Source organism: Streptomyces typhae (assembly GCF_009755605.1).
Lineage (GTDB): Bacteria > Actinomycetota > Actinomycetes > Streptomycetales > Streptomycetaceae > Streptomyces > Streptomyces typhae.
The window spans coordinates 288,222-308,379 of sequence record NZ_WPNZ01000012.1; the positions used below are offsets into that span (position 1 = coordinate 288,222).

Annotated in this window: 11 protein-coding genes and 1 pseudogene; 6 read left to right on the plus strand and 6 right to left on the minus strand. The window is 72.7% G+C overall.

Annotated features, from left to right (window positions below):
- Nucleotides 1–164 precede the first annotated feature (164 nt).
- The 5 genes and pseudogenes from GPA10_RS23195 to GPA10_RS23215 all read left to right on the plus strand — a co-directional run bounded on the left by GPA10_RS23195 (nt 165) and on the right by GPA10_RS23215 (nt 12,453).
- The gene (locus GPA10_RS23195; protein ID WP_157167201.1) at nt 165–5,159 is read left to right on the plus strand and encodes an HD domain-containing protein; all 4,995 of its coding nucleotides are present in this window, start codon (nt 165–167) and stop codon (nt 5,157–5,159) included.
- On the plus strand, nt 5,131–5,517 hold the full coding sequence (locus tag GPA10_RS23200; RefSeq protein WP_157167141.1) for a hypothetical protein: 387 nt from the start codon (nt 5,131–5,133) through the stop codon (nt 5,515–5,517). The genes GPA10_RS23195 and GPA10_RS23200 overlap by 29 nt, the downstream gene beginning before the upstream one ends.
- The gene (locus tag GPA10_RS23205) at nt 5,514–6,143 is read left to right on the plus strand and encodes a hypothetical protein (protein ID WP_343041238.1); all 630 of its coding nucleotides are present in this window, start codon (nt 5,514–5,516) and stop codon (nt 6,141–6,143) included. Before GPA10_RS23200 ends, GPA10_RS23205 begins: the two co-directional genes overlap by 4 nt.
- Before the next feature lie 150 nt (nt 6,144–6,293).
- Nucleotides 6,294–7,265 (plus strand): annotated as a pseudogene (locus GPA10_RS23210) (bile acid:sodium symporter family protein); the annotation flags it as partial.
- Between the two features lie 130 nt (nt 7,266–7,395).
- The gene (locus tag GPA10_RS23215; RefSeq protein ID WP_157167142.1) at nt 7,396–12,453 is read left to right on the plus strand and encodes an HD domain-containing protein; all 5,058 of its coding nucleotides are present in this window, start codon (nt 7,396–7,398) and stop codon (nt 12,451–12,453) included.
- On the opposite strand, the gene GPA10_RS23220 is transcribed toward GPA10_RS23215, so the two are convergent.
- The 6 genes from GPA10_RS23220 to GPA10_RS23245 all read right to left on the minus strand — a co-directional run bounded on the left by GPA10_RS23220 (nt 12,450) and on the right by GPA10_RS23245 (nt 19,942).
- Entirely contained in the window at nt 12,450–12,995 is a 546-nt protein-coding gene (locus tag GPA10_RS23220) for an arginine repressor (RefSeq protein WP_030356315.1), read from the minus strand. The two genes, GPA10_RS23215 and GPA10_RS23220, sit on opposite strands and share 4 nt — an antisense overlap.
- A gap of 7 nt (nt 12,996–13,002) precedes the next feature.
- Nucleotides 13,003–14,220, minus strand: a complete 1,218-nt coding sequence (locus GPA10_RS23225) for an acetylornithine transaminase (RefSeq protein WP_157167143.1) — start codon at nt 14,218–14,220, stop codon at nt 13,003–13,005.
- Nucleotides 14,217–15,134 (minus strand): acetylglutamate kinase, encoded by a 918-nt coding sequence (argB, locus tag GPA10_RS23230; protein ID WP_058851818.1) that lies wholly within the window; start codon nt 15,132–15,134, stop codon nt 14,217–14,219. The genes GPA10_RS23225 and argB overlap by 4 nt, the downstream gene beginning before the upstream one ends.
- 45 nt (nt 15,135–15,179) lie before the next feature.
- On the minus strand, nt 15,180–16,331 hold the full coding sequence (gene argJ, locus GPA10_RS23235) for a bifunctional glutamate N-acetyltransferase/amino-acid acetyltransferase ArgJ (protein ID WP_343041239.1): 1,152 nt from the start codon (nt 16,329–16,331) through the stop codon (nt 15,180–15,182).
- A gap of 31 nt (nt 16,332–16,362) precedes the next feature.
- Entirely contained in the window at nt 16,363–17,391 is a 1,029-nt protein-coding gene (argC, locus tag GPA10_RS23240) for an N-acetyl-gamma-glutamyl-phosphate reductase (protein WP_157167144.1), read from the minus strand.
- A 331-nt stretch (nt 17,392–17,722) separates the two neighbouring features.
- Nucleotides 17,723–19,942, minus strand: a complete 2,220-nt coding sequence (locus GPA10_RS23245) for an NADP-dependent isocitrate dehydrogenase (protein ID WP_343041240.1) — start codon at nt 19,940–19,942, stop codon at nt 17,723–17,725.
- A gap of 3 nt (nt 19,943–19,945) precedes the next feature.
- Here GPA10_RS23245 and GPA10_RS42075 point away from each other — a divergent pair.
- Nucleotides 19,946–20,158: hypothetical protein (locus tag GPA10_RS42075; protein WP_214660350.1), on the plus strand; the 213-nt coding region annotated here is incomplete at its 3' end.

Here is a 20,158-nt window from a genome sequence, read left to right on the forward strand (position 1 = left end):
GACATGCATGAGTATGCATTGCTCCGTATGTTTCGTCAATCCGCCACCCGGGGGACGCGGACCCCTCGTGCACTCCCCTCGTGCACCCCTTCGTGAACGTCAACTCCACGCAACGCGGCGTCCCCTGCGGTGTCATCATGTTCCTCCGGCAGGTGGGAGGGGCGATGGGACAGGTGCGCACGGCACTGCTGATCGGTATCGGGCACGTGCCTGCGGCGGACGGGGTCTTCGAGCCGCTCGACACGGTGGTCGAGGCCGATCTCCGGCTGCTCAGCTCGGCCCTCGACGCCGCCGGGTACGCCGTGGAGACGCTGCACAACGCGGGGCGCAGCCAGATCCGCACCCGGATCTTCGAGGTCGCCCGCGGCGTTCCCGCCGACGGCACGCTGCTGCTCTACTTCAGCGGCCACGGCGTGCGCGTCGGCACCACCGACTACCTCGTGCCGTACGACGCGACGCCGCCCGGCGACGGCGACTGGCAGGGCCCCTACGTGGACTCGCTGCTGCCCGCGGCCATCAGCCCCATGCTTGAGACCTGCACGGCGGGCACCGTCCTGTGGGTGATCGACGCCTGCCGCACGGATCTGTCCGGCGGCGGTGCCGCCTTCGGCGCCAGCACCGACAACGGGCCGCCCGCCGGCGGCTACGCCGTCATGACGGGCTGCTCCGCCGGGGAGCGCAGCGGATACACCGACGAGGGCAGCTTCTTCACCCGCGGCCTCGCCGAGGCGCTCGGCCCGCTGACACCGGCGCGCAGCGTCCACGAGGTCTTCGCCGCGGCCCACGCCAAGGCACTGCGGGCGGCACGCAGGCACGGCCGGTCCCAGAACGCCGACATCCGCTACGGCACCCACGAGGAGTCCCGGACCAGGGAGACGGAGATCTGCGAGGGGCGCCCGCTCCTCGACGCCTGGCGGGACGCCGTCCGCGACACCCCCCTCTGGGAGCGCGTCGAGGAGCGGGACGCCGCGAGCGTCCCGCGGTTCCAGGAGTGCCTCGGCGCCTTCGTCGAGGAGTGCGCGCGCACCCTGCACCTCGCCCAGGGGCGGCTGCCGCACGCCGACCCCTGGGCCGACGACGCCTTCGCGGTCCGGCTCCTCCGCGACCGGCTGCCGCTGCTCGTCGCGCCGTCGGCCCGGCTGTCCGCGGTGGAGGCGGCGACCCTCGTGGCGGCCCCGTTCCTCCACGAGGCCGCCTGGGCCGCCCGGCTGAGCCAGGCCGCCGAGATCGACCCGTACGTCCTGGACCGGCGCGCGGGGGGCGACGCGCACCGCAGGCACTACGAACAGATCGCGGACCAGCACGCCCGCGTGGCGCGGAAGCTGGCCCAGTGCCGCGCGCACGACCGCGCCGAGGACACGGTGGCCGTCACCATGTGGCTGGTGCACCGCTGGATCGCGGACCGCTTCGACACCGACGACACGGCGGTGCCCGCCTCGGCCGCCGACGCCCTCGCGGCGGCCCTCCTCGGCAGCCGCCTCGCCACGCCGGACCGCGTCCGTGAACTGTCCGGCCTGCTGTGCACGGCGGCGGCCGCGATCGGCCTCGACGAGGTCCCCGACGACCTCCACGCCCTCGCCCCGGGCAAGGTGCTCCTTCCGGAGGGGCACCAGGCGCTGCGCGTGCGCCCGCTGGCCGCCCTGCTGCGGCTCGGGGCCGTGCTCGCCGTGGACGCCCGCACCTTCCCCGAGGTCGTCGCGGAGCATCTCGCGGTCACCGACCCCGTGCTCCCGCAGCACGTCGTCGGCATCGCGCACAGCATGAGCTGGGAGCACGACGGCGACACCCTCCACCTGGACGCGGTCTGCCCGCACCAGGCCGTGCACGCCGCGCTCACCGAGATCACCGACCAGGCCGACCGCCTCGCCGAGGAGGCGACGGGCCTGGCGGCGGGCCTCCCGGAGGCCGAGGCCGCCCTGCTCGCGGCCGTGCCGACCCGGGTGACCGCGCGGGGCCTGCGTCCCAGCAGGGCCGGCGCCCACCCGTCGTACGAAGTGCCGCTGCTGCGCTTCCACCTGGCCCAGACCGAGGTGCGCGAACTCCTCATGGGCGAGCAGCTGTACGGCGGCGAGCCGCATCTGGCGCTGCGCGAGCTGTACCAGAACGCCATGGACGCGTGCCGCTACCGCGCGATGCGGTGGGCCTATCTGCACAGCAGCGGCGCCGGTCCCGCCCCGTGGACCGGAGGCATCTCCCTCATCCAGGGCGAGGACGCGCGCGGCCGGTACGTGGAGTGCCGGGACAACGGCGTGGGGATGAGCGCCGAGCACCTGAAGTACACCTTCACGCGGGCCGGCAGCCGCTTCGAGCAGTCCAAGGCGTTCCGGCGCGAGCAGTCGCGCTGGCTGCGGCACGACCCCGGGCTGCGCCTCTACCCCAACAGCCGGTTCGGGATCGGCGTGTTCAGCTACTTCATGCTCGCCGAGGAGATGACGATCGTCACGCGGCAGGTGAGCCCCGAGGGCTTCCCCGCCGAGCACGCGCTGCGCGTCGACATCCCGAGCAGCGGCAGCCTGTTCCGCATCCAGCGCCACGACGGCACGGACGACGGCCTGCCCGAGGGCGGCACGCGCGTACGGCTCTATCTGCGCGAGGGCGCCCTCGCGGACGGTCTCTCCTGTGTGAACACCCTGCGCGGCCTGGTCCGGATCAGCGAGTTCGACCTCGATGTGCGGGACGCGTCCGGGCACGCGCACCGGTGGCCCGCGGGCGCCCTTCAGTCGGCTCCCGGAACCGACGCCGTGGCGCCCCTGGAGGCCGTGCCGGGCGTGCTGTGGTGGGTGAGCGACGAGGGGGCCGTGCTCGCCGACGGCATCACGACCGACGAGAAGCCCTTCGGGTACGTGCTCAACCTGACCGGGCCGCACGCGGGGCGGCTCAGCGTCAGCCGCAAGGAGCTCCAGGGCTTCGACCGGACCTGGGCCGAGGAGAACTGGCGCAAGGGGGCGAAGGCGCTCACCGAGTGGCCGGGGCTGACCATGGAGTGGCTGTGGAGCCTCGACCGGGTCGAGCGGGACGTGGCGCGTGTGCTCTGGGAGGAGTGGCGCGGGACGGGGGTCAGGGTAGGAAGGCGTGAGGTGCGGGAGACCCACGCGCTCGACGACACCGGGGTGTTCCACCTGGACGGGACCGTCGTCAGAAACACCTCTCACCGACCGCACTCACCCGAGCGGCGGCTCTTCCCCTGGCGGGTGGCCGCGCTGCGGCAGACCCACGGCGTTCCCGCCCTCGCGCCACCGGCGAGCCTGGTGGGGCATCCGCTGGCCCAGCCCGGCGACGCGGAGCTGTCCGACAAGGTCGAACGCTCGTGGCGCAGCGTCGTCGCGTACGCGGCCAAGCACCGCATGACCGTCGCCGAGGTGCTCCGACGCAAGCGTGCGCTGCGGATCGTCCACCCCTTCGAGGGCCCGCCAGCCGTGGCCGAGGGCGACCTCGACTGGGTCCCCGACGAGCTGGACGGCGAACTGGCGGGGCTGCTGAGCGGAACGTTCCGCGGTCGGCCCGTGGCCACCGTGCAGGGAGCGGCCGACAGCAGGGACCTCGGCGGTCTGGTCGTGGGATCCCATCTCCTCGCGGTCCCGCTGGGCGTCCTGGCCCGGCGCTGCGCCCGCTTCGCACCGCTGCTTCCGCACCCGATCCCCCTCGCCCCCGCGCACCACGAGGATCATGTGTGCACGGAGGAGGACATGACGCGCCTCTTCGGCTCGAAGCGCGCGTACACCCAGCGACTCAACCGCGTCGGCGCACTCCGGGGCATCCGGCAGGTCTGCCTGGCCACCGGGACCGATCCCGCGGCACTCCTCCGCCTGATCGACGACTTCAGCTGGCTGGGCTGGACGGCTCCCCCGGTCGACGAGGTCGCGAAGTGGCTCGCGCTCGACGAGGAGATCCACGAGGTCCTGACCCTGTTCACCTCTCCGCTGCCCGACGGGCGGCTGATGCTGCACTGGGCCGCCACGCTCGACTTGGCGGACACCTGGGACATCGCACTCGAAGAGGCCGAGCGGGAGCTGGGCCCGGTGGCGGCCGAACTGGACCTGGTCTACGAGACCCGCTACGCCGGGGGTTCCGACACCGGGACGCTCGTGCCGTCCCTCAAGACGGCACAATTCCTGCGCGACCTGGCCTCCGTCGGGCGCCATCTGGAGACGGGGCTCGACTTCGAGGGTCTTGCCCTGGCCTACTCCCAGAAGGCGCATGTCGGCCACGAGGACCTGGCGGCCGTGGTCGCGGAGCTGCGGCTGGCCGGGGTCTCCTCGCCGGGCGACACGAGCATCATCTCCGAGTGGGAGGACCTCGCCCTGCGCAGCCGCTATGTGCTGTCCGGCGGCAAGGACGTCCTGTCCGACGAGGAGAACCTCCCGACGGCCGAGCTCACCACCGCGTCGCTGTTCAGTGCCGCGGTCGCCCTTCAGGAGCCGCTGAGCGAGGTGTGGGACATCGCCGAACGCGACGGCCTGCGCTTCGGTCTCACCGTTCCCGACCTGCCGGACCCGCTGTCCGGCTACCGGCCGACCGTCCACGACGGCATCCTCACCACGCAGCCGAGCGACTCGTACGGCAACTACAGCGCGCACGTCTGGAAGTCCCTCACGCCCCACGCCCTGGCCCGCTACGCCCACAACCTCGGCACCGACGCCGCCACCGCCCTGGAGCGCCTCGCCTCCCTGCGCCGCATCGGCGCCCTCGTGCCCGAGCTCGCGCCCCCGGACCTGGAGGCACTGCGCACGTGCGTCCCCGACGAGCGCGACCTCGTCGCGCTCTCCGAGGAGCACCGGCTGTCTCCCCCGGACGAGGCCCCGGGGCCCCTGGACCTCGTCAGCGTCGCCGCCCGCCTCGGCGAGCCGGTTCCCGTGACCCTCGGGCGCCTCGCCCCCTACCTCCCGCTGTGGCCCTCCTCCCGGCCCCTGCCGGACCCGCCGGACACCGTGCCGCTCTGGCAGGACCTGGCGCTGCTCACGGAGCACCTCGACGGCCGGCTCCCGGCCGTCGAGGGCGAGGTGACGCGCCGGCACATCGCCCACGCCGCCCGCGGGACCGGTGCGTCCGAGGCCTGGATCGGCAGCAGGCTGCGCCTCTACTCCTCCCTGTTCGGCCTGCGTACGGACACCCCGACGCGGGACACCGCCGATGACCGGAGCACGCACCGTGTCCCATGACTTCGAGATCGTCTACGCCGAGCAGGACGTGGACGCCGCGACGGTTTCCTTCACCGGCCGCGCGTCGGCCGACGGACTCGGTGTCGTCGTGACGGGCGACTGCCCGCGCTGTCACGGCAGCACGGCCTCGGAGTACCGGTACGGCCTGCCCGGCACCGGGACCAAGGGCCTGTGGTCCAAGCTGACCGGCACCGCGCGGACGGAGCCGGATCCGGGCTCCGTCACCGAGACGCTGCGCCAGGAGACGTACTTCTGCGAGTGCGGGCATCCGCATCCGCAGCTGCCCGGGAACGCGGTGTTCGTGGGCTGCGGCGCGAGCTGGCAGGTGCGGAGCCTGATCGTCGAGGGTGCGCCGTGAACGGCCGGGACCGCCGCTGGGCCGAGCTGGCCCGCGAACTGGAGTTCAGCGAGCTGCCCGAACTGCGACAGCGGGCCGAGGGCTGGCGCGCCGGTCTCACCGGGCTCAGCACCCTGCTCGCGGTCCTCGTCGTCCTCAAGGGCCGCGACGACCTCGCGGGCCTTCCCACGGCCGCCCGGAACACGGCGATGGGGCTGATCGCCGGCGCGTTCGTGCTGCTCGTCATCGGATCCGTCCTCGCCACGCGGGCCGCGCACGGCTCGCCGAGGGACTCGGACAAGCAGATGCTCATCACCGGACACGCCCTCCGCCAGTGGACCGAGAAGGAGGTGAAGGGGGTCTCCCGCACCCTGCGCCGGGCCGCCCTGTGCTGTCTCCTGGGAGTCCTGCTCGCGGGCGGCGGGGTCGGGGTCGCCTGGAGCACCACCGAGAAGGCCAAGGACCACCTGGTCCGCGTCGGCACGCCCACCGGTGAGCTGTGCGGAGAGCTGGTCCGCGCGGGCCGCGGCGGGTACGTGGTGAAGGTGGAGGAGGGCGGCGAGGGGGACGCGCCGCGACAGGTCACGCTGCCCGCGCGGGACGTCGACTCGGTCGCCCCTGTCGCCAGTTGCGACGCTCCGGGCTGACCTGCACGACAACCCCGGGCGGCAGCCCGACCCGTACCCGCACATATACCTGTACGCGTACGTCGGCACCTGTACGCATACAGGCATACGCACGGGTGCGTGTACTGACCACGTACCGAGACGGGCTTGCGTGCGCGGCACGTCGCGACGTTGCATCGCCGCGTGCAGACCGATCACCCCGCCCCCGACGCGCAGGCGCCCGGTGCCGCCGACCGCGCGGCCCGCCGCGCCGTCACCGTCTTCCCGCTGCTCGTCCTCGCCGCCGGCGGGCTCGGGCTTGCCGCTCCCACGGCCTTCGCGGGGTGGCGGGAGAGCGTGCCGTACCTGCTGGGCGTGGTCATGTTCTGCATGGGTCTGACGATGACGCCGCGGGACTTCAAGGGCGTCGCGCGGCGGCCCTGGGCCGTGGCGCTCGGCCTGGTGGCGCACTACGTGATCATGCCGGGCCTCGGCTGGCTCATCGCCCACGCGCTCGACCTGTCGCCGCAGTTGGCGGCGGGCGTGATCCTGGTCGGCTGCGCGCCGAGCGGCACCGCGTCGAACGTCGTCACGTATCTGGCGCGCGGCGACGTCGCCCTCTCGGTGTCCGTGGCCACCGTCTCCACGGTCCTCGCACCGCTCGTGACCCCGCCCCTGACCCTGCTGCTCGCGGGCGAGTACCTGCCGGTGGACGCGGGTTCGATGGTGACGGACATCCTCAAGACGGTGCTGCTGCCGGTCGTCGCCGGGCTCGTGGTGCGGCTGTGCTTCGGGGCGTACGTGGACCGGGTGCTCGGCGCGCTGCCCTGGCTGTCGGCGGGGACCGTCTCCGTGATCGTCGCGGTGGTCGTGGCGGGCAGCGCGGAGGCCATCAAGTCGGCGGCGGGCCTGGTGTTCGTCGCGGTCGTCCTGCACAACGGCCTCGGTCTCACGCTCGGCTACGGCGCGGGGAAGGCGGCCCGGCTCGGCCCGCCCGCGTCCCGTGCCATGGCCTTCGAGGTCGGCATGCAGAACTCGGGCCTCGCCGCGTCCCTCGCGACCGCCCACTTCAGCCCGCTCGCGGCGCTGCCCGCCGCCGTGTTCTCCGTGTGGCACAACGTGTCCGGGGCGGTGGTCGCCGCGTGGATGTCCCACCGGGCGCGGTCCGCTCGGCCGCCCGCCCAGGGCCTGGCGTCGAACTCCCTCCTGCCAGGTGACGACAGGCCCTGGTCGCGTCGTCCGGCGTCTCCCATGAGTGCGACGATGAGGCCTCGCACACGGGAGGGCGGCGGCATTGGCAGCACGTACAGCACTGCTCATCGGTGTCGGTGGTACTCCGGACGCCGCCCACCGGTTCGACTCGCTGGAGACGCCGGTCGCGGCCGATCTGCGGGCGTTCGGTGCCTCGTTGCGGGCCGCGGGGTACGAGGTGCGCACGGTGCCGGGGGCGTCCCGCGCCGAGATCATCACGACCGTGGACGAGGTGGCGCGGGGTGTTCCCGAGGACGGCACCCTGCTGATCCACTTCACCGGGCACGGCATCCGGGTCGGCGACACCGACCACCTCGTCCCGGCCGACGCCCGCGCCCCGCACGGCGACGGCACCGAGTGGACCCAGCCGTACCTGGACACGCTCCTCCCCGCCGACATCAGCCCGTACCTCACCCACTGCCGTGCGGGCACCGTGCTGTGGCTGATCGACGCCTGCCGCGGCGAGCCGGCCGACGGGATGTTCGGCAGCAGTGTCCTCAAGGGGCCGCCGTCGGGCCGGTTCGCGCTGATGACGGCCTGCGCGGCCGGGCAGCGGTCGGGGTACTCGGCGAGCGGCAGCTTCTTCACCCTCGGTCTCGCGGAGGCCTTCCGGCCGCTGACGCAGGCGCGGACGGTGCAGGAGGTCTTCGAGACGGCACGGCAGCACACGGTGCGCGCCGCCCGTCTGCACGGCGCCGCGCAGCAGGAGCCCCAGGTCCGCTACGGCACGGAACGCGAGGCGCAGGCGCGCTCGGCGGTCGTCTGCGAGGGCCGCCGGCTCCTTGAGGCCTGGCGTGACGCGGTGTCCGGCACCGCGCTGTGGGAGCGCGTCGCCGAGGACGACGCGGAGAGCGTCCCCCGGCTGCGGGAGTGCCTCGGGGACCTCGTCGAGACGTGCGCGCAGGTCGTGCACCTCGCCCAGGAGCGGATGCCCGACCCGTGGACCGACGACGACTTCCTGGTCCGGGTCGTAAGGGACCGGCTGCCTCTCCTGCTCGGCAAGACGCAGACACTGTCGGCCCTGGAGGCCGCCGCCCTGATCGCCGCCCCGCTGCTGCACGAGGCCGCGTGGGCGCGGCGGCTCAGCCACGCGCGCGACATCAGGCCGTACACCGCCCGGCACCAGAAGGACGGCGACGCGTGGCGCCGCCACTACGAGCAGGTCGCCGAACACCACCCGCACATCAGGAAGAAGCTCACGGACTGCCTGCCGGGCGACCGCCCCGACGAAGCGCGCGGCATCGCCCTGTGGCTGGTCCACCGGTGGATCGCGGAGCGGTTCGTGACGGACGAGGCGGCGGTGCCGGAGGTGGAGTCTGCGGCGTTCGCGGAGGCGCTGTGCCCCGGCCCGCGCGCCCGTGAGCTGTCCGCCGCGCTGTCCCACCTCGCCGCGGGCATCGCGCTCGGCCCGCCCGCACCGGACCGTGCCCGGCGCCAGGATCTGGCCTTCCCCGTGCTCGGCGGCGCCCGGCAGGGCTTGCGGTCCGACGACCTTGCCGGGGTGCTGCACCTGGCCTGCCTGCTCGCCCTCGACGTCCGGGTGCTGCCCGAGGTGCTCGCCGAACACCTGGCCGTACGCGACGCGATCCTGCCGCAGGACGCCGTCAACGCCGTGCGCGACGCGGACTGGCAGGTGGCGGACGGTGGCCTCCACCTCGACGCGGCCTGCCCGCACCCCGCCCTGCACGCCACGTTCGCGGGCGTCGTGGAGCAGGCGGACGAACTCACCGGCACGCTGCGGGACACGGCCAGGGGACTCCCCGCGCCCCGGGCCGCGCTCCTCTCCGGGCTGCCCGCCCGCGTCACCGACCGCGGCCTCCGCCCGGCCCAGGACCGCGGCCAGCGCGCGTACGACGTACCGCTGCTGCGTTTCCAGCTCGCCCAGACCGAGGTCCGCGACCTGCTCATGGGCGAGCGCATCTACGACGGCGAACCGGACCTGGCGCTGCGGGAGCTGTACCAGAACGCGATGGACGCCTGCCGCCACCGCGCGATGCGCCACCGCTACCTGGAGAGCAGGGGCGGACACCCCGCGCCCTGGTCCGGCCGGATCGTCCTCACCGAGGGCGAGGACGAGCGGGGCCGCTACGTCGAGTGCCGGGACAACGGCGTCGGCATGGGGCTCGACCGGCTCAGGAACACCTTCACCAAGGCGGGCCGCCGCTTCGAGCAGTCCCGCGCCTTCCGCCAGGAACAGGCGACCTGGCACCGCCACGACCCGGCGTTGCGCCTCTACCCCAACAGCCGTTTCGGGATCGGGGTGTTCAGCTACTTCATGCTGGCCGAGGAGATGACGGTGGTGACCCGGCCCGTCGGCACGGACGGCATTCCGGCGCGGAAGGCCCTGCGTGTGGATATTCCGGGCAGCGCGAATCTGTTCCGTATCCAGGAGTACGACGACTCCTTCGCGGCCGAGGGCGACGGGCTGCTCGAAGGGGGCACGCGGGTGCGGCTGTATCTGCGGAACTCGGCGGCCGTGTCCGCGGTCTCGGCGGTGGAGACACTGGATCGCCTCGTCGTGGTGAGCGAGTTTGCGCTGAAGGTGCGCGACGCGGCAGGTCGGGGGCGGGAATGGGCGCCGGGGGTACTGCGCTACGAGCACGCGGACGACGGACGACCGACGTGCGTAGAGGCCGTTCCGGGGGTGCTGTGGTGGGTGGCCGGGCCGGGCGCGATCCTGTGCGACGGCATCGGGACCGACCGTAAGCCCTTCGGCTACATACTGAACCTGACCGGCCCGCAAGCGGGCACGCTCAGCCTCAACCGCAAGAAGCTCCAGTCGTACGACAGGAGTTGGGAGAAGGAGCAGTGGGCGCGCGGCGCAGCGGCGCTCGCCGACTGGCAGAGCCTGGACATGGCGTGGCTGTGGCGCCTGGAGGCGCGCAACCTGGCCGCGGCGCGCACGGTGTGGGAGCAGTGGCGCGGGCGGGGTGTGCGGGTGCGCGACCAGGACTCGTGGGGCGGTGCGGCCCTCGACCTCGACACCACGGGGTGGTTCCACTGGGACGACCAGGTCGAGCGGATGAGATCCCGACGCGGCGTCCATCAAGTCTGGCCCGAGGTCGCGGCGCCATGGCGGGCCGTGGTGCTCGGCGGCGCGCGCTCCGCTCAGCAGGCGCTGCCGGACTCGATTGCGGGGCACCCGGTGCCCGCACCGGGCTGGGCACGCGTCGCCGATGGTGGTCCGGCGGACCAGGACACCCGGGCCAGGGTCGACCGGGAGCCGCTCGACTGGCGGGTGGCCGTGGCCCTCGCGAAAGGCGCTGGCATGACGGTCCGTGAGGTGGTCAGGGCCGCGCGCGGCCTGCGGATCGTCCATCCGGTCCTGAAGCCTCCCTCAGTGCTGCGCCGTTCCGCCGCTGCGAGCGAGGACGGGGGCGACCTGGACTGGACACCCGACTGGACCGACGCGTGCATCGTCGAGGGGCTGCTCGCGCGGGACACACACCACGGTTGGCAGCGTGCGGGCGAGCTGAAGAACGAGAACAACTACGAGCACGTCCCGGACGACCTCGGCGGCCTCGTCCGGGCCTCCCGGGCGACAGGGCAGCCGCTCGGCCGCCTCGCCGAGCGGTGCGCCAGGTTCGCGCCGTTCCTGTCCGCTCCGCCGCCGGTGGCGCCCGACCACCACGCGGACCACGTGTGCGACGAGACGGACCTCGCGCTGCTGTACCGGGAGGGGCCCCAGGGCTGGCGTCCCGTCCGGTGGCCGTGGGACGTCATCGAAGTCGCGGACAGGCAACAGCTCTCGCCGCTGGAGGTGTGCGAACGGGTCGCCCAGTTCGGGTGGCTCGGCTGGTCAACCCCGGATGCGGATGCCGTACGGCGGTGGACTGGTGTGCCGTGGGACATCTTCGTGGTGCTGCAAGCCTACTGCGTGCCAGGCCGGGACGGTCGGCTCACGCTGCCGTGGGCGGCCACGTTCGCGCTCGCTGCGGAGTGGGAGGTGCCGCTGCGCAAGGCGGAGAAAGCGCTCGCACGCTGGGCCGGGTACCTCGGCATCGCCCATACCCGGCACCATCGGGAGAAGTCGGCGGCGGGCCGGGTGATCCCGGTTGCGGAGACCGCGAACGTGCTCGGCGTCGCGCACACGGAGGGGCTCTCCCTCGAAGCCGGTCTGACGCTGCGCGACCTCGCGTTCGTCCGGCGGCACAAGGTGTCCTGGGACGACCTCGCCGCCGTGGTGGAGGATCTGCGGGAGGCCGGGGCGGACGTGCCCGCGGCCAGCGAGCTTCTTCGGGCCTGGGATGAGCTGCCGGTGCCGAGCCGGTACGCGTTCTCCGGCACCGACCCCACGTGGGATGCCGCCGACTACCCCGTCCTGCCGACGGCCGACGTCCTCTTCGCTTCGTGCGTCAACCTGAAGACGCCTCTGTCGTCCATGTGGAAGACGGCCCGCCGCGAGGCGAAGCGTGTGGGCTTGTCGGTGCCCGAGCTTCCTGCCGCGCTGGCCGGATTCCGCCCCGAGCCCGAGGAGGGCCGAGCACTGCTCGACTGGGGCGACGACGAGCAGTACGACGAGTGGTTCGAGTCCCCGTGCTGGACCGCGCTGACCGCGGAGCGGCTCGTCACGTACGCCCGCAGCCGCCACTTCGGCGCCCGGTCGGCGTATCAACACCTCTCGCCCCTCCGGGAGCTGGGCGCGCAGATCCCCGAGCTGGCCCCGGCCGACATCGCGAACCTGCCCGCCGACGAGCCCGCCGCGCGGGATGTCGTCGCTCTCGGCGCGGACCACCGCGTCTCCGCGCCCGACGCCCCGCTCTGCCCCCTCGACCTGCTGAGCCTCGCCGGACGCCTGGGCGAACCGGTCGCCGCCACCTGGCGGCGCATCGTCCCGTATCTGCCCCTGGAGGCGGCGCCTCCGGACATCGACCCCGCCGCCGTCCCGGACGAACTGCCCCGCTGGCAGGACCTGATCGTGCTCTCGGTGCACGCCGACGGCGCCCTCCCGGCGCTGAGCGGGACCGTCACGCGGGAGCAGCTCCGGTTCGCCGCCGACGCCGTGGGCGAGAGCGAGGAGTGGGTCGCCGACCGTATCGGGCGCTACGCGGCGCTGTTCGGTCTGGAGCTGCCCGCCGCAACGCCGGCGGCTGGACCCTAGTGCTCGTTGGAGGCGAGGCGCAGCAGATGGTCGGCGAGTGCCTGGCCCCCGCTCGGCTCCCTGCTGATCAGCATCACCGTGTCGTCACCGGCGATCGTGCCGAGGATGTCGTGCAGTTCGGCCTGGTCGATGGCGGAGGCGAGGAACTGCGCGGCGCCCGGCGGGGTGCGCAGGACGACCAGGTTGGCGGAGGCCTCCGCGGAGATCAGGAGTTCCACGGAGAGGCGGCGCATCCGCTGCTCCTTGGCCGACTCGCCGAGCGGGGCGCGCGGGGTGCGGAAGCCGCCCTCGCTCGGCACGGCGTAGATGAGGTCGCCCTCGGTGTTGCGGATCTTGACGGCGTTGAGCTCGTCGAGGTCGCGGGAGAGGGTTGCCTGAGTGACCGTCAGACCGTCGTCGGCGAGCAGTTTCGCCAGCTGGCTCTGGGAGCGCACCGGCTGCCGGTTGAGGATGTCCACGATCCGGCGGTGCCGTGCGGTGCGGGTCTGGGGCACGGCGGGGCCCGCGTGCTCGGCCGGCCCGTTGTCCTGCGCGTGACTCATCGTCGTCTCATTCCCCGGATCGTCCTTCCCCGTCGGCCGCGTTGGCCGTGACGGCCTGGTCGAGGACGACGGGCAGGGCCCGGAGGAAGGCGTCCACCTCGGTGTCGCGCACGTTCAACGGCGGCATGAGCCGTACGACATCGGGGGCGGGCGCGTTGACCAGGAAGCCGGCGTCCTGAGCCGCCTGCTGCACCTGTGGTGCGAGTGGCTCGGTGAGCACGATACCCAGCAGCAGTCCCGCACCCCTGACATGGTCGACCAACGCGTGCCCGGCTGACTCGATTCCGTCACGGAGCTTCTCGCTCGCGCGCTTGGTGTTCTCCAGGAGTCCCTCGGCGACGATCGTGTCGATGACGGCGAGCCCGGCGGCGCAGGCCACCGGGTTGCCGCCGAAGGTGGTGCCGTGCTGGCCGGGGGTGAGGAGTTCGGCCGCCGCGCCGAAGGCCACGGTCGCGCCGAGGGGCAGGCCGCCGCCGAGCCCCTTCGCGAGCGTGACGACGTCGGGGTCCACGCCCTCCTGTGCGAGGTGGGCGAACCAGTGGCCGGTGCGGCCCACCCCGGTCTGCACCTCGTCCAGGACGAGCAGGGTGCCGGTGGCGCGGGTGATCTCGCGGGCCGCCCGCAGATAACCGGAGGGCGGCACGACGACGCCGTTCTCGCCCTGGATCGGCTCGATGATCACGAAGGCGGTGTCCTCGGTGACCGCGGCGCGCAGGGCCTCCACGTCGCCGTACGGGACGTGCGTGACGTCGCCGGGCAGGGGCCGGAACGGCTCCTGCTTGCCGGGCTGGCCGGTGAGGGCGAGCGCGCCCATGGTGCGGCCGTGGAAACCGCCGTCGGTGGCGACCATATGTGTGCGCCCGGTGCGCCTGCCGATCTTGAAGGCGCCCTCGTTGGCCTCCGCGCCGGAGTTGCAGAAGTACACTCGTCCGTCGCGGCCGAAGAGGTCGATGAGGCGCTCGGCGAGGGCGACGGGCGGCTCGGCGACGAACAGGTTGGAGACATGGCCGAGCGCGCCGATCTGCCGGGTCACGGCCTCCACCACGGCGGGGTGGGCGTGGCCGAGTGCGTTCACCGCGATGCCGCCGACGAAGTCGGTGTACCGCGTGCCGTCCGCGTCCCACAGGGTGCTGCCCGCGCCGCGCACCAGCGGAATGCGGGGCGTGCCGTAGTTGTCCATCAGCGCGCCCTGCCAGCGCCGGGTCAGGTCGTGGTTGGTGGTCATGCCGATGCCCCCTGGTTCGGCTCGTCCGGCACGACCATCGTGCCGATTCCTTCGTCGGTGAAGATCTCGAGGAGGATCGAGTGCTGGACGCGCCCGTCGATGACGCGCGCGGTGTTCACGCCGTTGCGCACGGCGTGCAGACAGCCCTGCATCTTCGGCACCATGCCGCTGGAGAGGTCGGGGATGAGCTTCTCCAGCTGGGTGGCCGTCAGCCGGCTGATGACGTCGTCGTTGTCGGGCCAGTCCTCGTACAGGCCCTCGACGTCGGTGAGCACCATCAGCGTCTCGGCACCAAGCGCCGCAGCGAGAGCCGCAGCCGCCGTATCAGCATTGACGTTGTAGACATGGCCCGTGTCACCTTCGTCCTGGGAGCGGGCGATGGAGGAGACGACCGGGATGCGGCCGTCCGCGAGCAGCGCCTCGATGGCGCCGGTGTCGATCTCGGTGACCTCGCCGACCTGGCCGATGTCGACCGGTTCGCCGCCGATCAGCGGCCGGTGCCGGGTCGCGGTGATGGTGTGCGCGTCCTCCCCGGTGAGGCCGACGGCGAGCGGTCCGTGCTCGTTGAGCAGGCCCACGAGGTCGCGCTGCACCTGTCCGGCGAGGACCATGCGGACGACGTCCATGGCTTCGGGCGTCGTCACGCGAAGGCCCGCTTTGAACTCGCTGACCAGGCCCTGCTTGTCGAGCTGGGCACTGATCTGCGGGCCGCCGCCGTGCACCACGACGGGCTTGAGGCCCGCGTGGTGCAGGAACACGACGTCCTGGGCGAAGGCGGCCTTCAGGTCCTGGTCCACCATCGCGTTGCCGCCGAACTTGATGACGACGGTCTTGCCGCGGTGGCGGGTCAGCCAGGGCAGCGCTTCGATCAGGATCTGCGCCTTGGGCAGTGCGGTGTGCTTGCGGGTGCTCATGAGCTTTCCAGGTGGAGACGGTCGTACCGCTGCCTGCGGGACGGCTTACGACGAGTACGCGCTGTTCTCGTGCACGTAGTCGGCGGTGAGGTCGTTCGCCCAGATCACGGCCGACGCGGAGCCGGCCGCGAGGTCGGCGGTGATCTTCACTTCCCGGTAGCGCATGTCGACGAGGTCGCGGTCCTCGCCGACGGAGCCGTTCTTGCAGACCCAGACGCCGTTGATGGCGACGTTCAGCTGGTCGGGCTCGAAGGCGGCGCTCGTGGTGCCGATGGCGGAGAGCACCCGGCCCCAGTTGGGGTCCTCGCCGTGGATGGCGCATTTGAGGAGGTTGTTGCGGGCGATGGAGCGGCCCACCTCGACGGCGTCGTCCTCGCTGGCGGCGCCGACGACCTCGATGCGGATGTCCTTGCTGGCGCCCTCGGCGTCACCGATGAGCTGCCGGGCGAGGTCGTCGCAGACCGTGCGGACGGCGTCGGCGAACTCCGCGTAGGCGGGGGTCACCCCGGCGGCGCCGGAGGCCAGCAGGAGCACCGTGTCGTTGGTGGACATGCAGCCGTCGGAGTCGACCCGGTCGAAGGTGAGGCGGGTGGCATCGCGCAGCGCCCGGTCCAGGTCGGCGGCGGGGACGTCGGCGTCGGTGGTGAGGACCACCAGCATCGTGGCGAGGCCGGGGGCGAGCATGCCCGCGCCCTTGGCCATGCCGCCGACGGCCCAGCCCTCGCCCTCGGCCACCGCCGTCTTGTGCACGCTGTCGGTGGTCTTGATGGCGATGGCGGCCTTCTCGCCGCCGTGCGTGGACAGGGCCCCGGCCGCGGTGTCGACGCCGGGCAGCAGCTTGTCCATGGGGAGCGTGACACCGATGAGCCCGGTCGACGCGACGGCCACCTCCCCCGCGTTCAGGCCGAGGGTCGCGGCGACGCGCTCGGCGGTGGCGTGCGTGTCCTGGAAGCCCTGCGGGCCCGTGCAGGCGTTGGCGCCACCGGAGTTGAGGACGACGGCCGTGACCTGTCCGCCCTTGAGGACCTGCTCGGACCAGAGCACCGGCGCGGCCTTCACACGGTTGGACGTGAAGACTCCCGCGGCGGCCGCGCGGGGCCCGTCGTTGACCACGAGGGCCAGGTCGGGGTTGCCGCTCTCCTTGATCCCTGCGGCGATGCCCGCCGCCCGGAACCCCTTGGCTGCCGTGACACTCACTGCGTCTCCTTGCTGGTCGCGGTCATGGCACTCACGGCGCGACACCGATCGTGGAAAGCCCCAGCTCCTCCGGGAGCCCCAGGGCGATGTTCATGCTCTGCACCGCGCCGCCCGCGGTGCCCTTGGTGAGGTTGTCGATGGCGCTGATCACGACGACGCGGCCGGACGCCGGGTCGTGGGCGGCCTGGACGTGCACGGCGTTGGAGCCGTACACCGACGCCGTCGCGGGCCACCGGCCCTCCGGGAGGAGGTGCACGAACGGCTCGTCGGCGAAGGCCTTCTCGTACGTGGCGCGCACGCTCTCCGCGGTCACGTCGGGCCGGGCCTTGGCGCTGCACGTGGCGAGGATGCCGCGGGGCATCGGCGCGAGGGTGGGAGTGAAGGAGACCGTGATCCGGTTCCCGGCGGCGGCGCTCAGGTTCTGGATCATCTCGGGCGTGTGCCGGTGCGAACCGCCCACGCCGTACGGCGACATGGAGCCCATGACCTCGGAGCCGAGCAGGTGCGGCTTGGCCGCCTTGCCCGCGCCGGAGGTGCCGGACGCCGCGACGACCACCGCTTCGTCCTCGACGAGCCCGGCGGCGTACGCGGGGAAGAGGGCGAGCGAGACGGCCGTCGGATAGCAGCCGGGAACCGCGATGCGCTTGGTGCCCGCGAGGGCGGCGCGGGCGCCGGGCAGCTCCGGCAGGCCGTAGGGCCAGGTGCCCGCGTGCGCGCTGCCGTAGAACTTCTCCCAGTCCGCCGCGTCCTTCAGCCGGAAGTCGGCGCCCATGTCGACGACGAGCACGTCCGGGCCGAGCTGCTCGGCGACGGCCGCGGACTGGCCGTGCGGCAGGGCGAGGAAGACGACGTCATGTCCGGCCAGGCTCTCGGCGGTGGTCGGCGCGAGGACGCGGTCGGCGAGCGGGGCGAGATGCGGCTGGAGGGCGCCGAGGCGCTCACCCGCGTTCGAGTGGGCGGTGAGGGTGCCGATCTCCACCTCGGGGTGCACGGCCAGGAGCCTGAGCAGCTCGCCGCCCGCGTACCCGCTGGCCCCTGCTACCGCTGCGCGTACCGTCATGGATTCCTCCTGCGTGGATGGCATGAATATACATTGCGCCGCACTTTTATGCAATGAGGGGTGGGCTCGTCCCCGGACGAAGGCCATTGGCGAGGAGTCGCCGGAGCCCGCGGAACCGGGCTCGATCCCGTCCCCCGCGGCGATCGGCGCTCGGCCCATCATGGCACCGGGGCCGCCCGGACCGGCAGCGACGGCTGACCGTTCAGCAGCCTGAACGACCGGTGCGCGGTGTTCCGCCGCCCACGGCGCACGACCGCCCCGGTCGGCGGCTGCCGACCGGGGCGGAGGGGTGTGCGGGCGCCGGGGCCCGCACGGGGTGTGCCGGGGTGTGTCAGGCGAGCGAGGCGATCGCCTGGTTGAACGTGGCCGACGGGCGCATGACCGCCGACGCCTTCGCCGGGTCGGGCTGGTAGTAGCCGCCGATGTCGGCCGGCTTGCCCTGGGCGGCGATCAGCTCGCCGACGATCGTCTGCTCCTGCTCGGTCAGCGTCTTGGCGAGCGGGCCGAACGCCTCGGCGAGCTGGGCGTCGTCGGTCTGCTTGGCCAGCTCCTGGGCCCAGTACAGAGACAGGTAGAAGTGGCTGCCGCGGTTGTCGATGCCGCCCAGCTTGCGGCTCGGCGACTTGTTCTCCTCCAGGAAGGTCGCCGTCGCGCGGTCCAGGGTGTCCGCGAGGACCTGGGCGCGCGCGTTGCCGGTGGTCTGCGCGAGGTGCTCGAAGGACACCGCGAGCGCGAGGAACTCGCCGAGGCTGTCCCAGCGCAGGTAGTCCTCCTTGACAAGCTGCTGCACGTGCTTGGGCGCGGAGCCGCCGGCGCCCGTCTCGAACAGACCGCCGCCGTTCATCAGCGGGACGACCGAGAGCATCTTGGCGCTGGTGCCGAGCTCCAGGATCGGGAACAGGTCGGTCAGGTAGTCACGCAGGACGTTGCCGGTGACGGAGATCGTGTTGAGGCCCTCGCGGATGCGCTCCACGGACAGCTTGGTGGCCTCGACCGGGGAAAGGATCTTGATGTCCAGGCCCTCGGTGTCGAACTCCGGCAGATACGCCTCGACCTTCGCGATCAGGTTGGCGTCGTGGGCGCGGGTCGCGTCCAGCCAGAAGACGGCCGGGTCGCCGGTGGCGCGGGCGCGGCTGACGGCCAGCTTCACCCAGTCCTTGATCGGGGCGTCCTTGGTCTGGCAGGCGCGGAAGATGTCGCCCTCGGAGACCGTCTGCTCGATGAGGGCGTTGCCCTCGGCGTCGACGAGGCGGACCGTGCCGGTGGTGGGGATCTCGAAGGTCTTGTCGTGGGAGCCGTACTCCTCGGCCTTCTGCGCCATCAAACCGACGTTCGGGACCGAGCCCATCGTGGACGGGTCGAAGGCGCCGTTGGCCCGGCAGTCGTCGATGACGACCTGGTAGACACCCGCGTACGAGGAGTCCGGGATGACCGCGAGGGTGTCGGCCTCGCCGCCGTCCTTGTCCCACATGTGGCCGGAGGTGCGGATCATGGCCGGCATGGAGGCGTCGACGATGACGTCGGACGGCACGTGCAGGTTGGTGATGCCACGGTCGGAGTCGACCATCGCCAGGTCCGGGCCCTCGCCCAGCTCGGCCTCGAAGGACGCCTTGATCTCGGCGCCGTTCGGGAGCGACTCCAGGCCCTTGTAGATACCGCCGAGGCCGTCGTTCGGGGTCAGACCGGCCGCGGCCAAGTCGGCGCCGAAGGCCGCGAACGTCTTCGGGAAGAAGGCGCGGACGACATGGCCGAAGACGATCGGGTCGGAGACCTTCATCATCGTCGCCTTGAGGTGCACCGAGAACAGCACGCCGTCGGCCTTGGCCTTGGCGACCTGCGCGGTCAGGAACTCGCGCAGGGCGGCGACGCGCATCACGGAGGCGTCGACGACCTCACCGGCGAGGACCGGCACGGACTCGCGCAGAACGGTGGTGGAGCCGTCGTCGCCGACCAGCTCGATCCTGAGGGCGCCGTCCTTCTCGATCACGACGGACTTCTCCGTCGAGCGGAAGTCGTTCTGGCCCATGGTCGCGACGTTCGTCTTCGACTCGCCGGTCCAGGCGCCCATGCGGTGCGGGTGCGCCTTGGCGTAGTTCTTCACCGAGGCGGGGGCGCGGCGGTCGGAGTTGCCCTCGCGCAGGACCGGGTTGACGGCGGAGCCCTTGACCTTGTCGTAGCGGGCGCGGATGTCGCGCTCCTCGTCGGTCTTGGGGTCGTCCGGGTAGTCCGGCAGCGCGTAGCCCTGCTCCTGGAGCTCGGCGACGGCGGCCTTGAGCTGCGGGATGGACGCCGAGATGTTCGGCAGCTTGATGATGTTGGCCTGCGGGGTCTTGGCCAGCTCGCCCAGCTCGGCGAGGGCGTCGTCGATGCGCTGCCCCTCCTCCAGGCGCTCGGGGAAGCTCGCGATGATCCGGCCCGCCAGGGAGATGTCACGGGTCTCGACGCTCACACCGGCCGTCGAGGCGTACGCCTGGATCACGGGCAGGAAGGAATGCGTCGCGAGGGCGGGGGCCTCGTCAGTGTGCGTGTAGATGATGGTCGAGTCAGTCACCGGGTGCTCCGCTCCACGTCTGCAACATTGCTCGACATCAAGATATCTCGTGACGGGGGCGGCCCGGACAGGGCCCTGGCGGACGTCGCCCGTCCGGTCGGCGGGACGCGGCGCGACGGCCCGGCGCGGGCGGTACGACGGCCCGGCGCGGGCGGCACGACGGCCCGGCGCGGGCGGCACGACGGCCCGGCGCGGGCGGCACGACGGCCCGGCGCG